This window comes from Streptomyces tardus, from assembly GCF_018101125.2.
Taxonomy (GTDB): domain Bacteria; phylum Actinomycetota; class Actinomycetes; order Streptomycetales; family Streptomycetaceae; genus Streptomyces; species Streptomyces tardus.
On sequence record NZ_JAELVF020000001.1, the window covers coordinates 1,662,872 to 1,677,240 of the forward strand.

General features: G+C 73.9%; 7 protein-coding genes, 3 pseudogenes and 1 riboswitch. Of the genes and pseudogenes, 3 read left to right on the forward strand and 7 right to left on the reverse strand.

Features of this window, described 5'->3' with window-relative positions; translation table 11 throughout:
* Positions 1 to 26: 26 nt before the first annotated feature.
* Both JGS22_RS07160 and JGS22_RS07165 read right to left on the reverse strand, forming a co-directional pair.
* Positions 27 to 1,100, reverse strand: a pseudogene (locus JGS22_RS07160) (fatty acid desaturase family protein); the annotation flags it as partial.
* A 129-nt stretch (positions 1,101 to 1,229) separates the two neighbouring features.
* Positions 1,230 to 2,372 carry a ferredoxin reductase gene (locus JGS22_RS07165; RefSeq protein WP_211041623.1) on the reverse strand — a complete coding sequence of 381 codons (1,143 nt, stop codon included), beginning with the start codon at positions 2,370 to 2,372 and terminating at the stop codon, positions 1,230 to 1,232.
* A 96-nt stretch (positions 2,373 to 2,468) separates the two neighbouring features.
* Here JGS22_RS07165 and JGS22_RS07170 point away from each other — a divergent pair, with 96 nt between their 5' ends.
* A complete protein-coding gene (locus JGS22_RS07170) occupies positions 2,469 to 3,860 on the forward strand; it encodes a PucR family transcriptional regulator (RefSeq protein ID WP_505011416.1) in 1,392 nt (463 codons plus the stop codon).
* Positions 3,861 to 4,090: 230 nt separating this feature from the next.
* Here JGS22_RS07170 and JGS22_RS07175 read toward each other — a convergent pair whose 3' ends face one another.
* The 3 genes and pseudogenes from JGS22_RS07175 to JGS22_RS07185 form a co-directional block, all read right to left on the reverse strand.
* Positions 4,091 to 5,134: a M23 family metallopeptidase gene (locus tag JGS22_RS07175; RefSeq protein WP_308405556.1), complete on the reverse strand. Its 1,044-nt coding sequence runs from the start codon at positions 5,132 to 5,134 to the stop codon at positions 4,091 to 4,093.
* An 11-nt stretch (positions 5,135 to 5,145) separates the two neighbouring features.
* Positions 5,146 to 5,290: riboswitch (cyclic di-AMP (ydaO/yuaA leader) on the reverse strand.
* Between the two features lie 299 nt (positions 5,291 to 5,589).
* On the reverse strand, positions 5,590 to 6,258 hold the full coding sequence (locus JGS22_RS07180) for a response regulator (RefSeq protein ID WP_211041624.1): 669 nt from the start codon (positions 6,256 to 6,258) through the stop codon (positions 5,590 to 5,592).
* A 214-nt stretch (positions 6,259 to 6,472) separates the two neighbouring features.
* A pseudogene (locus tag JGS22_RS07185) lies at positions 6,473 to 7,675 on the reverse strand (sensor histidine kinase); the annotation flags it as partial.
* A 293-nt stretch (positions 7,676 to 7,968) separates the two neighbouring features.
* Between JGS22_RS07185 and JGS22_RS07190 the strand changes: the two are divergent.
* Positions 7,969 to 9,066, forward strand: coding sequence for an ABC transporter permease (locus JGS22_RS07190; RefSeq protein ID WP_211041626.1), 1,098 nt, complete (start codon positions 7,969 to 7,971; stop codon positions 9,064 to 9,066).
* A complete protein-coding gene (locus JGS22_RS07195; RefSeq protein ID WP_211041627.1) occupies positions 9,063 to 9,776 on the forward strand; it encodes an ABC transporter ATP-binding protein in 714 nt (237 codons plus the stop codon). Before JGS22_RS07190 ends, JGS22_RS07195 begins: the two co-directional genes overlap by 4 nt.
* 196 nt (positions 9,777 to 9,972) lie before the next feature.
* Here JGS22_RS07195 and JGS22_RS07200 read toward each other — a convergent pair.
* Positions 9,973 to 11,811 (reverse strand): annotated as a pseudogene (locus JGS22_RS07200) (ABC transporter ATP-binding protein); the annotation flags it as partial.
* The gene (locus JGS22_RS07205; RefSeq protein WP_211041628.1) at positions 11,808 to 13,805 is read right to left on the reverse strand and encodes an ABC transporter ATP-binding protein; all 1,998 of its coding nucleotides are present in this window, start codon (positions 13,803 to 13,805) and stop codon (positions 11,808 to 11,810) included. The gene JGS22_RS07205 and the pseudogene JGS22_RS07200, both read right to left, overlap by 4 nt.
* Positions 13,806 to 14,369: the final 564 nt, after the last annotated feature.

The following is a 14,369-nucleotide window of genomic DNA, read 5'->3' on the forward strand; positions in this document are numbered from 1 at the left end:
GAGCCGCGGAGGGAGGTGCCGGCGGGCGGCAGCGCGAGCCGGCAGACCTTCTTCCAGACCGAGCCGAGCTGCTTGGGGAACGAACCCGTGCGGTAGGGCAGTCCGTACTTCTCGCAGACCGCGCGGACCTTGGGGGCGACCTCCTGGTACCGGTTGCTCGGCAGGTCCGGGAAGAGGTGGTGCTCGATCTGGTGGGAGAGGTTGCCGGTCATCAGGTGCAGGGCGGGGCTGCCGCTGATGTTGGCCGAGCCGAGCATCTGCCGCAGATACCACTGCCCGCGGGTCTCGCCCTCGATCGAGTGCTTGGTGAAGGTTTCGACGCCTTCGGGGAAGTGCCCGCACATGATCACCGAGTGCGTCCACACGTTGCGGACGAGGTTGGCGGTCAGGTTCGCGGTGAGCGTGGTGCGCGCGTTGCGGCCGGAGAGGACCGGGTGGACCACGTAGTCCTTGGTGGCCTGGCGACGGATCTTGTGCAGGACCGACTTGGCCTTGGCGCGGAACTCGGCCTTCTCGGTGCGGCCGGCGAGGTAGCGGCCGATCTCCAGGTCGTAGGCGGCGATGGAGTACTCGAAGACCATCGCGTTGAGCACGTTCCAGACCGGCTGGCCGAGGTGGAACGTGCTCCACTTCTGGTCCTCGTCGACGCGCATGATGCCGTAGCCGAGATCGTTGTCGCGGCCGATGACGTTGGTGTACGTGTGGTGCAGCTCGTTGTGGGAGTGCTTCCACAGGTCGGCGGGCGAGGCGTTGTCCCACTCCCAGGTGGTGGAGTGGATCGCGGGGTCGCGCATCCAGTCCCACTGGCCGTGCATGATGTTGTGGCCGATCTCCATGTTCTCGAGGATCTTGGCCACCGACAGGCCGGCCGTACCGATCCACCACGCCGAGCGGCGTCCGCTGAACAGCAGCAGCCCGCGGCTGGCCACCTCCAGGGCGCGCTGGGCGGCGATCACCTTCCTGATGTACGCGGCGTCGTGCTCGCCGCGGGTGGCGAGCACCTCCGCGCGGATGGCGTCGAGTTCGACGCCGAGCTGCTCGACGTCCTCGTCGGTCAGGTGGGCGACGGGGTTGTGCTCTTTGTTCTGCAGGGCGGTCATGGGGTGGGCCTCACGGTGTCGGCGGGCGGTGGGCTGGCGGGTGCGGAGCGCGGGTGCTCACGCCCGCGGAACGTGCGGGACGCGTACGGGCGCGGTGCGGATACGGGACGCGTACGGGGCGCGGTGCGGTCAACGGTCCAGCTCGCAGGCGCCGGCCGCGGCCGACACACACGTCTGCACCAGTACGTCGTCGCCGGGGACGGCGGTCACGACGCTGCCGTCGCGCAGATCACGGACACTGCCCTGGCGCAACGGGGTGACGCAGCCGTAGCAGATGCCCATGCGGCAGCCGGAGGGCATCAACACCCCTGCCTCCTCGCCGACTTCGAGCAGCGGGGTGTTGCCGGGCGCCTCCGCGTTCACCCCGGAACGGGTGAAGCTCACCGTGCCGCCCTCGCCCGTGGTCAGGACCGTGGGGCGGAAGCGCTCGGTGTGCAGCCGGTCGGCCGCGCCCCTGCTCTCCCAGAGCCCGGCGGCGGTGTCCAGCAGCCCGGTCGGCCCGCAGGCCCAGGTCTCCCGCTCGTCGAGGTCGGGCACGAGCGCGAGCAGGTCGTCGGCGGTCAGCAGGCCCTGCGCGTCGGTGTGCCGCTCCAGCAGCCGGATACGGCCGTCCGCGGCCATCCGGCGCAGCTCGCGGCCGAAGATCACCTCGTCCCGGGTGGGCGCGGAGTGCACCACGACGGCGTCGCGCAGCGCATGGCCGTGGTTGCGGAGCATCCCCATCACCGGGGTGACGCCGCTGCCCGCGGTGAGGAAGAGGGCCTTGGCCGGCAGCGGGTCCGAAAGGACGAAGTCGCCGCAGGGCTGGTCGAGTTGGACGATCGCGCCGGGCTGGGTGCGATGCACCAGATGGTTGCTGACGACACCGTCCGCCATCGCCTTGACGGTGATGGTGAAGGGCGCGGGCCCGGGGCGGCCCCGGTCGTCCCCGTCGGGCGGGGCGGCGAGCGAGGTCACCGAGTACGCCCGCCACAGCCGTACGCCCTCGACGTCGATCCCCAGCCGGACGTACTGGCCGGGGGTGTGGCCGAGCCAGTCGCGTCCGGGCCGGATCAGCAGCGAGGCGGAGTCCGCGGTCTCCTTGCGGACGTCCAGAACGCGTCCGCGCAGCCGGGCGCCCGCGCGCAGCGGGTTGACCAGGTCCAGGTAGTCGTCCGGGAGCAGCGGTGTCGTCACCGTCTCGGCGAGCGACAGCGCCCGGCCCCTGAGCCAGCCGGCCACACGGGCGGGGCTCTGCCCCCGGCTCGAGGAGCGTCCTTCGGTACGTGACATGCCTCCAGGTTCATGCACCCTGGGGCGTAAAGTCCTGTCTCTGGTACGTGAATCGATGGCATCATTTTGTGACACACGAACAATTCGGGGGGACGCATGGCGGCAGCAGACGGCTTCGACGGAACTCCGGAGCAGCAAGGCACCGCTCCGGCCGGCGCGGCGACACCCGCGCCCGTACCCACGCCCGCGCCGACTCCCGTCCCCGCCGAGGAGCCGGACGGGGCCCGGGCCGCGGCGCTCGGCGACGAGGGACTTCGGCTCAGCCCCGAGCTGACCGAGATGCTCCGTGCCCATCTGCCCGAGGTGTCGCGCCGGGCGGTCGACGCGATCATCGTCGGCGTGCCCGGCTACGCCAACGACCTCAGCGGCAAGATGGGCGCGAACATCGACAACGCCGTACGCCTCGCCCTCGGCGCCTTCCTCGACCTCGCCTCCCAGCCGCTGAGCGGCGATCCGGCCACCCCGCTGAGCCCGGTCGTCGACGCCGCGTACGGGCTGGGGCGCGGCGAGGCCCGCAGCGGCCGGAGCATGGAGGCGCTGCTCGCCGCCTACCGGGTGGGCGCCCGCGTCTCGTGGCGCGAACTGTCCACCGCCGCGGTGGCCGGGGGAATCCCGGCGCCGATGCTGGCACGCTTCGCGGAACTGGTCTTCGCCTACATCGACGAGCTGTCGGCGGCGAGCATGGCCGGGCACGCGGCACAGCTGGCGCAGCTCGGCCGGGCCCGGCAGCGTTCCCGCGAGCTGCTCGCCTCCGCTCTGCTGACCGGGGCGACGCAGCAGCAGTTGCAGTCCGCCGCGGAGTCCGCCGCCTGGGACCCGCCACGCACCCTGACCGCGGTACTCCTCCCCCGCGCCCAGGCGTCCGGGGCGCTGACCGCGCTCGACGCCCGTACGCTCTCGGCCGCCGACGACATCGCGGAGTTGGCCGCCGACGGGCTGGCCGTACTCCTCGTACCGGACGCGGAAGGGGCGGGACGGCGCGCACTGCTGCGCGCGCTGGGCAACTGCGACGCGGTGGCCGGCCCTGCCAGGGAGTGGACCCGCGCCGCGGCCTCCTACGAACGGGCCCGGCGCGTACGACAGTTGGCGCCGTCGTCGGAGTCGTCCGACCGCAAGCAGCCGACGCCGGGCCGCAGCACTCCGGTGGACAGCGAGGACCACCTGGCCGAGCTGGTCCTCCACGCCGACCCCGAGGCGCTGCACGATCTGCGCAGCCGCACGCTGGCGCCGCTGGCCACGCTGCGTCCGGCCGCGGCCGACCGGCTGCACGAGACCCTGCGGGCGTGGCTGCTGCACCAGGGCCGGCGGGAGGAGATCGCGGCGGCCCTGTGCGTGCATCCGCAGACGGTGCGCTACCGGATGGGCCAGCTGCGGGAGTTGTACGGCGACACGCTGGGCGACCCGAGCAGACTGCTGGAGCTCACGCTGACCGTGGGCGGACGCCACCCCGGACCGCTGCCCTGGCACACCACCCCGCCGGGCGACTGACCTCCCGGCGCCGCCGGAGCGCGGAGCGGGTCCGGGCACGCCGACGGCCCTGGTGCACGGGGGTGTTCACCAGGGCCGCGGGCGGTGTGCGCAGGTGCGCCGCGTGGGGGTACGGCACACCTGCCGTACTGGCCGGCCCGTGCGCCGACCGGCGCGGGGGCGGCGGGAGTTCGGGGCTCCTTCTGGAGCGGAGCCCGGCGCGGGTCGCGCGCCGGGCCGTGGAACCGCTGTCAGATGTTCTGGCCCTTGCCGCGCAGCCAGGAGAGCGGGTCGACCGCGTCGCCGCCGCCGGGCCGTACCTCCATGTGGAGGTGCGGGCCGGAGGAGTTGCCGGTCGAGCCGACCCGGCCGATGGTGTCGCCGGTGGTGACCTGGCCGCCGGTCTTGGTCATCGAGGAGAGATGGCAGTACCAGATCTCGGTGCCGTCATCGAGCTCCAGCACGATGCGGTAGCCGTACGAACCGGCCCAGCCCGCTTCCTTGACGGTGCCCGTGTGGACGGCCTTGACCGGGGTGCCGCTGGGGGCGGCGAAGTCCTGGCCGGTGTGGTTGCTGGACCACATCGAGCCGGAGTCGCCGAATCCGGAGGTCAGCTGGAAGCCCGCGAGCGGCAGGGTGTAGCTGGCGGCGAGCTTGCGCAGCCGCTCCTCCTCCGCCTTGCGCTTGCGCTCCTCCTCGGCCTTGCGCTTGCGCTCGGCCTCGGCCTTGCGCTCCGCGTCGGCGGCCTCGGACGCCTTCTCCGCGGCGGCGGAGGCGGCTGCGTTCGCGGCCTCCTCGCGCACCTGCGCGTCAGCGGCGGCCTGCTGCTGGTCGGCCTGCTGGAGGATACGGGCGCGCAGCGCCTCGCCCGCGTCGGTCTGACCGGCGGCGCTGTCCTCACTGCTGAGGCCGGCCTGGGTCAGCGGGGCGGCGAGCGTCTCGGTGTCGGGCTCCTTGTCGGCGACCATGCCGCCGATTCCGGGCAGCTCGGAGGCGTCCGGGAGCTTCTCGGCGAGAGACCCCAGATCCGGTACGGACACTGGGGCCTTGGGCTTGTCCTGGGCGGTGGCCATACCGCCCGCGCCGATGGCGGCGACCATGCCGACGCCGAGAACGGCGCCGCTGCGGCCCATTCCGCCGCGCTGCTTGGCGACGCGGTGCCGACCGCGTACGGGGCGTATGGACTCGGCGGTGGGGTTCCACTCGTCCCACGAGTCACCGGCTTCGGGGCCGAAGGCTTCGTACTGCTGGGCGGCGGTACGCGATGCCTCGGGGGCAGACCTGCTGGACGCCACTTGGGCGCTCTCCTTTCCTTCCTTCTCGCCTACCGGGTTAGCTGACGGGTTCGGAGCAGGAAGGTCTCCTACGAGCGGCTTCCGCCTGGAAGCTGCCCGATTCACCCCAAGTAGGTGGTTCCCCGGTTCCCTTGTGTGTGTCGGTGGTGCTTGTGACGGTGTGACACACGGCCGGGATTCGGCCAAGGCGCACGGCGCCGCCTGGGTGACGGCAGTGGTGACCGCGCTGCGTTATCGAACGTTAATAGCTCCGGGCCGCGGATTCCAAGCCCTGCCGGGAACAACACCCGTACTGGTGCCGGACTTTAGATGTGTGACCGGGAGCATTCGGGCATTTGACTGAGTAAAAGTTTGTTGGTGCATGCGTTGATCTTGATCAAGCCGTGACGCGTCGCCGGAACACTCACTACGGAACGTGACCGTCGGCGGTGCCCGTTCGCCCAACTCGCCTGCTGTCAGCGGCGGATGATGCCCTGCGAGGTCGCGGCGGCAACCGCGGAGGTGCGCGAGTCCACACCCAACTTGGTGTAGATATGCGCGAGATGCGACTTCACGGTCGCCTGGCTGAGAAAGAGTTGTTTGCTGATCTGCTGGTTGGACAGCCCTTCGGCGACCAGGCTCAGCACTTCGGTCTCCCGCCGGGACAGCGCGGCTTCCCGCTGCCTCATCCGGCCGACCAGCCGCGAGGCCACCGCGGGCGCAAGCGCGGTGCGCCCCGCCGCCGCCGAGCGCACCGCCGCCGCCAGCTCCTCGGGCGGGGCGTCCTTGAGGAGGTACCCGGTCGCGCCGGCCTCGATCGCGTTCAGGATGTCGGTGTCCGTGTCGTACGTGGTGAGGATCAGCACGCGCGGGCCGCCGGGCACCGAGGCGATCCGTTCGGTGGCCTCCGAGCCGAGCATCCGCTCGCCGAACTGCAGGTCCATCAGAACGACGTCGGGCGCCAGCTCGCCGGCCAGCCGTACGGCCTCCTCGGCGGAGGACGCCTCGGCGACCACCCGGAAACCGGGCTCGGTCTCCAGCACCGCGCGCAGCCCGGCCCGTACGACCGGGTGGTCGTCGGCCAGCAGCAGCCGTACGGACGGCGCCTCCGTCCCTGCCGCACGGCCGGTCGTCCGCTCATCCATCCGAGGTCTCCCCCTCCTGCGGCTCCCGCCGCTCCCGTCGCACCCGTCGCGCCTGCTCCGCCCGGCGCCGCTGTCCCCGTCCCGCGCGGTGCGCGCCCTGCTGTTCCGCGGGGCCCCGATCCCCGGACGCCGGCGCTCCGGACACCTGGCTCCCGGACACCTGGCTCCCGGACGTCTGATCACCGGAACCCTGACCGCCGGGCCCTTCGCCGCCCGGTGCCCGGCCCGGTGTCGTCGGTCGGGTGCCGAGGGCGGGGAGGGTGGCGGCGACGGCTGTGCCGGCTCCGGGGGCGGACTCCACCACCAGATCGCCGCCGGACGCCCGCGCCCTGGCCCGCATGGCCGCGACGCCGAACCCGCCGCCGTCCGGCGAGGTGCCGGGCCGGGGCAGTGCGTCGGGCAGGAAGCCCCGGCCGTCGTCCACCACGTCGAGCACCACCTCGGGGCGGTCCGGATCGGGCATCCAGCTGAGCGTCATCCGCACCTGCCGCGCGTCCGCGTGCCGCAGCGCGTTCCCGAGCGCGGACTGGGCGATGCGCAGTACGGCCGCCTCGGCGGCAGTGGCCAGCGGCAGCGGCGTGCCCGAGGTGGAGAACCCCACGGCCGGCTCGCCGGTGGCGTCGGCGCGTACGCAGAGCCGCTCCAGCGCGGCGGTCAGCGAGCTGCCTTCGAGATCGGGAGGGCTCAGCTCGTGCACGAAGCGGCGGGCCTCGGTGAGGTTCTGCACCGCGGTGACGCGGGCGTGCTGCACGTGCCCCGCGGCGGCACCGGGGTCGGCGGGCAGCGCTCGTTCCGCGGCCCGCAGCAGCAGCTGGATGCTGGACAGGCCCTGGGCGAGCGTGTCGTGGATCTCCCGAGCCAGCCGCTCGCGCTCGGCGGACACGCCCGCGGCCCGTTCCGCCGCGGCCAACTCCCCGCGGGTGGCGGTGAGTTCCTCGATCAGACGCTGTCGTTGCTCGCTCTCGTGGTGCAGTGCCCGGTAGCCGAACACGAAGGCGACGGCGACGGCCGCGCCGAGCACCGGGCCCACGACCGTTCCCACGCTCAGGGTGTGGGTGTGCCAGCCGAAGCCGGCGACGGCCGCGGCAGTGGTCGCGGCGACGGCCGGCAGGGCGTACCGCGGTGCGAGCAGATGCAGCTGGAGAAAGAAGAGCGGGAAGGCCATCCACACGCCGTCCTGGGCGCAGGCCAGCAGGACGAGCCAGGCGGCCGTCACCGCCGCGGGCCACCAGAGGATCGCCGCCGCGGACCCGCCGCGGCTTCCCGCGAGCGGCCCGAGTGCGTAGAGCCCGCCGGTCGTGGCGGCGGCCAGCACCACCAGCCAGGAGTCCGCGCGGGTCGACGAGGCGTCGGTGAGCGCCCGTACGGCGGTGAGGGCCAGGAGCAGCGCGACCAGCAGATGGAGGCAGCCGCGCAGCGCACGCGGAACGGGCGCGCGGCGCGCCGGCCCGGAGGCCGCGGCTGGGGCTGGGGCTGGGGCGGAGTGTGGAGCGTTCACGGAACGTCCAGCGTAGACAGCCGTCGGCGGCGGCGCATCGATCGAAAGGTGTAACGGCGCATGGTCCCTCCGGTCGGCCGAGCTGCGTCTTTCGGCTGCGGCGCCGTGCACCTTCACGCGCCCGGGGACCGTACCGCCGCCCGATGCCCGGGGCGGCCCGGGAGGCCGAGGGTGGACACGTCGAGATCCGGTTCGCCGGGAGAGGAGGAGACGTGTTCGTCGCCAGGAGAGACCTGCTGCACGCCAGAGGGCGCTTCGCGCTCATGGGCAGCGTCATCGTGCTGATCGCACTGCTGGTCGGGCTGTTGTCCGGGCTGACCGCCGGCCTTGGGCGGGAGAACACCTCCGCCGTCACCGGGCTGTCCGCGGACCGGATCAGTTTCGCGGCGCCCGCCGACGGCGAGGACCTCTCCTTCACCGACTCGACGGTTCCCGAGAGCACGTGGCGCGCCTGGGCGGAGGTCTCCGGCGTGGAGCGCGCGGAGCCGCTCGGGGTGGCGATGACCAGGGCGCGTTCCGGCGACACGGCGCGTTCGCTGGCGGCCTTCGGAGTGCCCGAGGGCTCTTCGCTCGCTCCCCCGGGTCGGCTGGACGACCGCCACGCGGTCCTCTCCGTCCGCGCCGCCGAGGAGCTGGGCGGGCTGCACGAGGGGGACACCTTCCGTCTGGGGGAGCGCGAGCTGCGCGTCGGCGCGGTGAAGGGCGACGCGATGTACAGCCACACCCCGGTGGTGTGGACCCCGCTGCCGGTGTGGCAGAGCCTGGGCGGTCCGCCCGCCGCGAGCGACGGCGCGCCGGAGGAGGCGCACGCCGGTGTGGTGGCGCTGCGAGGCGGGGACGACGACGCCGTCCGGGACGCCGACCGACGGCTCGGCACCCGCACGGTGACGCTGGAGGGCTCCCTGGAGGCGATCGGTTCCTACCGGGCGGAGAACAGTTCGCTCCAGCTGATGCGCGGCTTCCTCTTCGCCATCTCCGCGCTGGTCATCGGTGCGTTCTTCACCGTCTGGACCATTCAGCGCAGCGCGGACGTGGCCGTGCTGAAGGCGCTCGGGGCGTCCACCGCGTACGTCCTGCGCGACGCGCTCGGACAGGCGGCGCTGCTGCTGGTGGGCGGCGTGGGCCTGGGCACCGGGCTGGCGGCGCTGGCCGGCGCGGCGGTGGAGGGCAGCGTCCCGTTCGTCCTCGACCCCGCGACCGTACTGGTGCCCTCGACCGTGATGACCGTACTGGGGCTGCTGGGTGCGGCGCTGGCGATCCGCCGCGTCGTCTCCGTGGACCCGCTGATCGCTCTGGGGAGTGCCCGATGAGCCTGGAACTGAACGACGTCACGCTGACCTACCCGGACGGCACGGGCCGGCTGACCGCGCTGGACTCGGTGAACCTGCACGTCCCGGCGGGGCGGATCACGGCGGTCGTCGGGCCGTCCGGATCGGGGAAGTCCAGCCTGCTGGCCGTCGCCGCGACCCTCGTCGCACCGGACAGCGGACGAGTACGGGTCGCGGGCGGGGACACCACCGGCTGGACCCGTCGTGCGCTCGCCGAGCTGCGCCGCACCCGTATCGGCATCGTCTTCCAACAACCCAACCTGCTCCCGGCGTTGACCGTCGCCGAACAGCTGCGGGTGATGGCGCACCTGAACGGCGAGACCGGGCGCGGGGTGCGCGAGCGCGCGGCGGGGCTGCTGGAGGCGGTGGACCTCACCGCGCAGGCGGACCGCAGACCGCACCAGTTGTCCGGCGGGCAGCGCCAACGGGTCAACATCGCCAGGGCGTTGATGAACGCGCCGGACGTGCTGCTGGTCGACGAGCCGACCAGCGCGCTGGACCACGAACGCGGCGCGGCGGTCGTCGGGCTGCTGACCCGGCTCACCCGTGAACGCGGTACGGCGACGGTGCTCGTCACCCACGACCGGTCCCAACTCGCCGACGCCGACGAGGTGGTGGAGGTGCGCGACGGCAGCCTCTCGACGACACGGGCGGCCGGGGCGGCGTCCGGGGCCGGGACGGCGGCGCGGTAGCCACCGCCCCGGACGGGACGCGGGTCGCTCAGCCCTGCGGGCGGGCGGCGGCACCGGCACGGGCGTCGGCGCCGGTGCCGTCGCCCGTTCCCGCGCCGTCGCCCGTTCCCGCGCCGTCGCCCGTGCCGGTGCCGGTGCCGGTGCCGGTGCCGGTGCTCGCGCCCGTGGCCGTGCCGCCCGTGCCGCCCGTGCCGGTGCCGTGCCAGGAGCGCCAGAGCGAGGCGTACGGGCCGTCGGCGGCCAACAGCGCCCGGTGCGCGCCCAGTTCGACGACCTCGCCGGCCTCCATCACCGCCACCCGGTCCGCGTCGTGCGCGGTCTGGAGGCGGTGTGCGATCGCGATGACGGTACGGCCGGTCAGCACCGCCGCGAAGGAACGCTCGGTCTGGCGGGCGGTCGTCGGGTCCAGCATGGCCGTCGCCTCGTCCAGGATGACGGTGTGCGGATCGGCCAACACCACGCGTGCCAGGGCGAGTTGCTGGGCCTGCGCCGCGTCGGGCGTCATCCCGCCGGGGCCGAGCGCGGCGTCCAGGCCGTCCGCGAGCTCCTCGGTCCAACGCGCGTCCACCGCCCGCAGCGCCCTCAGCAGTGCCGCGTCGTCCGCGTCGGGAGCGGCGAGTGCGAGATTGAAGCGCAGAGTCTCCCGGAAGACGTGGTACTCCTGGGTGACCAGGACGATGCGCCGCTGCCGCTCGGCCGGTTCCAGCTCCGTCACCGGTACGCCGCCGATCGTCACCGAGCCGGCGTCCGCCTCGGCGAGTCCGGCCAGCAGCCGGGCCAGCGTGGACTTGCCGGAGCCCGACGGGCCGACGACAGCGAGCCGTTCGCCCGGACGCACGGTCAGATCCACCCCGCGCAGCACCTCGCGCCCCGGGTGGTAGGCGAACCGCAGCCCGTGCACCTCCAGCAGATCCGACTCCGGCAGCCGCGAACGCCCGCTTCCCCCGGGGGAAGCGCCCGCACCGGCGGCCGACCCGGCGCCCGCATCCGAGCCGCCCACCGTCGAACCGCCCACCGCCCGGGCGCCCGACTCCCCTCCCCCGTCCGGGAGTTGCTCGACGCCTTTGATGCGCGCCAGCGAGGCCGAGCCGCTCTGCATCGACTCCAGCTGCATCAGAATCGTGTCGAGCGGTTCGACCACCCGCACCGCGTACAGGCAGGCGGCGACGACCGCGCCGAGACTCGTCCAGCCCTCCAGCACCAGTGCGCCGCCGACCAGCAGCATCGCCGCCATCGGCACGGCGTGCGCGAGGTCGGCGACCGGGAAGAAGACGGAGCGCAGATTGAGCGTGTGGGTGCGCGCCCGGTACGCCTCCCGCACACAGGCGTCGCTGTCCTGCCGGCGCCGGGCGCCGAGGTCCAGCGCCTCGGCCGTACGGGCGCCCTCCGCGGTGGCCGCCAGGCTCTCGGCGACCTCGGAGTTGGCCGCACCCTCGGCGAGGTAGGCGGCCCGGGCGCGGCGCAGGTACCAGCGGGTGACGGCGACGACCAGGGGCAGACCGAGTGCGCCGCAGAGCCCCAGCAGCGGGTGCAGGAAGAAGAGCAGGACGAAGAGGACGGTCACCTCGGTCACCGCGAGGAAGACCTCGGGCAGCGCGTCCCGCAGCGTCTGGCCGACCTGGGCCACGTCGGTGGTGCTGCGGGTGGTCAGGTCGCCGGTGCCGGCGCGTTCGACCACGGGCGCCCGCAGTCGCAGCGTGCGGTCGACGAACCCCTCGCGCAGTCGGGCGACGGTGCGCTCGCCGAACCGGTAACCGGAGCGGAACGCCCAGCGGGTGAGCAGGAGTTGGGCGAGCGCGCAGCCGAGCAGCGCCAGTGCCAGCCGGTCCACGGTGCCGGTGCCGCCGCCGGAGTCGACGGTGTCGACCAGCGTGCCGAGCAGCATGGGCAGCGCCAGCCCGGCTCCGGCGGCGAGCGCGTTGAACACGAGTACGGCGGCGACGGCGCGACGGTCGCCGCGCACCAGCGCGCGCAGTGCGGCGCGTACGGCCGCGCGGTCGGCGATCGGCAGTCGGTCCCTGGTCGGAGAGCTCAACCGCCCGCCCCTTCCACCTCGTTGTCGTCACGACCGTCGAACGGGCCCCGCTCGCCCGCGAGTTGCCGCCCGCCGGACGGTCGCGGCTCCTGGTCCGGGTCCGGTGCGTCGAACTGCCCTCGCCCGTACGGCAGTTGACCTTCGCCGGGATGCCCCGCACCGGCCCACGTCTCCCCGCCCGCCCGCACAGCCCGCCCGCCGGAGGTCTCCTCGTCGGTCGTGCCGCGCAGGACCAGCCCGCGGTAGTCGGCACGACGTGCCAGCAGTTCGGCGTGGGTACCGGTGGCCGCGAGTCGGCCGTCCTCGTCGAGCAGGCAGACCAGGTCGGTGCGGTCGAGCAGCAGCGGCGAGGTGGTGACGACCACTGTGGTGCGGCCCTCGCGCGCGGTGCGCAGGCCGGCGGCGACCAGCGCCTCGGTGTGCGCGTCCACCGCCGAGGTCGGCTCGACCAGGAGCAGCACCTCCGGGTCGGCCAGCACTGCCCGGACGAGCCGCAGCCGCTGCCGCTGACCGCCGGAGAGGTTGCGTCCCTGCGGCTCGACCCGTGAGTCCAGCCCGTCGGGCATGGCCTCCACCACGTCATCGGCGGCAGCCGCCCGGAGCGCCGCCAGCACCGCCCGGTCGTCGGGTGCGCCGTACTGCCGCCGGTCGAAACGCGGCCCGGGGCTGACGGTCTCGCGCAGCGAACCGGCGAAGAGCTGCGCCTCGTTCTGCGCGACCAGCACCTGCGCGCGGACATCGGCCAGCGGCAGCGCGGTCAGCGGTACGCCTCCCCAGGTCACCGAGGTCTCGCCGTACCGGCCCAGCCGCTCCGTCGCCCGTTCGCCCACCGCGGGCCGGGCGGCGACCAGGCCGACGAAGCTGCCGTGCGGCACCGTGAGCCCGGACTGCGGGTCGTGCAGCTCGGGCCGCAGGCTCCGCGGCGGCACCGCTTCGCGGCCTTCGTCCTGCGGCGGTCGTGCCCGCAGGATGCGTACGACGCGGCCGGCCGAGACCAGCGCGCGGACCAGCTGGTCGGTGCCCTCGACGAGGAAGAAGACCGGCACGATGAGCAGCGCCATGTACCCGTAGACCGCGATGAGTTCGCCGAGCGAGATCTCGCCGGCGACGGCCTTGCGCGCGGCGAACCAGGTGACCACCGCGAGGAAGACGCTCGGCAGCGCGATCATCAGCGCGGCGATCCAGCTGTTGACCGCCCCCACCCGGTACCCCTCGGTGAGCAGTCGGCGGGAGGCGGCTCGGTAGCGCTCGGCGAACAGCTCCCGCCCGCCGATGCCCGCCAGCACCCGCAGCCCGGCCGCGAGGTCCACCGCACGCCCGGTCAGCGCGCCCTGCTGCTCCCGGTACTCGGTCTCGGCCCGTTGCAGCCGGCCCAGCAACGGGCCGGTGGACAGCGCGATCACGGGTACACCGAGCAGCACGAGCGCCGCGAGCGAGGGCGAGATGTGCAGCAGCAGCACGGTCACGACCCCGTAGGCGAACACCGCGCCGACGCCGGGCCCGGCGAGGGTGAGCGCGTGGCCCATGCGCTGCACGTCGGAGCCGCTGACCGTGACCAGATCACCGGTGCTGGACTGACGCGCGAAGGCGGAGCCGAGCCGCAGCGTGCGGCGGGTGAGCAGCTCGACCGTGTGGAAGCCCGCGTACATCCGCGCGAACGTCATGGTGCGGTGCCGCGCGATGCCCAGCACCGCGCTGACCGCGCCGCTCAGCAGCAGAACGGCCGACCACCGCACGACGGCGCCGAAGTCGTCCCCGCGCAGACCGTCGTCGACGCCGCGGGCGACGATGTAGGGCGGCAGCATCAGCGTGGTCATCCAGGCGCTGCTGAGCACGGCGGCGTACAGCACCCGCGGCCACTGCCGACGCACCAGCCACCCCAGGTAGCGGGCGGGCCCCAGCACCTCGGGCTCGGGGGCCGCGTCCGGCAGCGGTCGCCAGCGCTTGCCGATCCGGTCCGGGCGCGGCCAGGCGGCGGGGCGGTTGTCAGCCATCAGCGGGTGGGGTTCCGTTCCGGGGCGCGGGGGCAACGCAGGCGCGTGCGCTGCGCGAACGGCTGCGGAGGAGGGGTTCGGCCCGAGGGTAGCGAGCGAGCGGCGCGGCACGACACCGATTATCCGCGCGCCGCACGGCCGCCGGGCGCTTCCGCCCCATCCGTCGGCGACCGGTCCGGATCCGTAGGCGTTTCGACGCATAACCCGGCGCGGGCTCGGGCAGGACCGGCAGTTCAAGGGATTTCGCGGCGTCCTCCGCCGGCGGTCCCTCATACAGAACATGCCGGTCGGCCCGGCGCCCGGCACGATGGAGTGAGTGCCGGCAACCGCGGTACGCGCCCCGGAGCAGCGGCCCCAGAGCCGCAGCGAGATCCGCGGCCCACACGGCGGCACCGGCCGTACCGAACCGGCGCCGTACGTACGGAACCGGTCAACGGAGCCGGCTACAGAACCGGCCCCCGGAGCCGGTCGCACAGAACCGGACGTCACGGAGCCGGTCACCCACAGAGCCGGACACCGGCGTACCGGACCGGCAGTGCACGGGCGACGGCGGACGGGGCCACG

Excerpts from the sequence above, each read along its gene's own strand:
- JGS22_RS07165 (WP_211041623.1), bottom strand. The coding sequence starts at position 2,372 with ATGTCACGTACCGAAGGACGCTCCTCGAGCCGGGGGCAGAGCCCCGCC.
- JGS22_RS07170 (WP_505011416.1), top strand. The coding sequence starts at position 2,469 with ATGGCGGCAGCAGACGGCTTCGACGGAACTCCGGAGCAGCAAGGCACC.
- JGS22_RS07180 (WP_211041624.1), bottom strand. The coding sequence starts at position 6,258 with ATGGATGAGCGGACGACCGGCCGTGCGGCAGGGACGGAGGCGCCGTCC.
- JGS22_RS07195 (WP_211041627.1), top strand. The coding sequence starts at position 9,063 with ATGAGCCTGGAACTGAACGACGTCACGCTGACCTACCCGGACGGCACG.
- JGS22_RS07205 (WP_211041628.1), bottom strand. The coding sequence starts at position 13,805 with ATGGCTGACAACCGCCCCGCCGCCTGGCCGCGCCCGGACCGGATCGGC.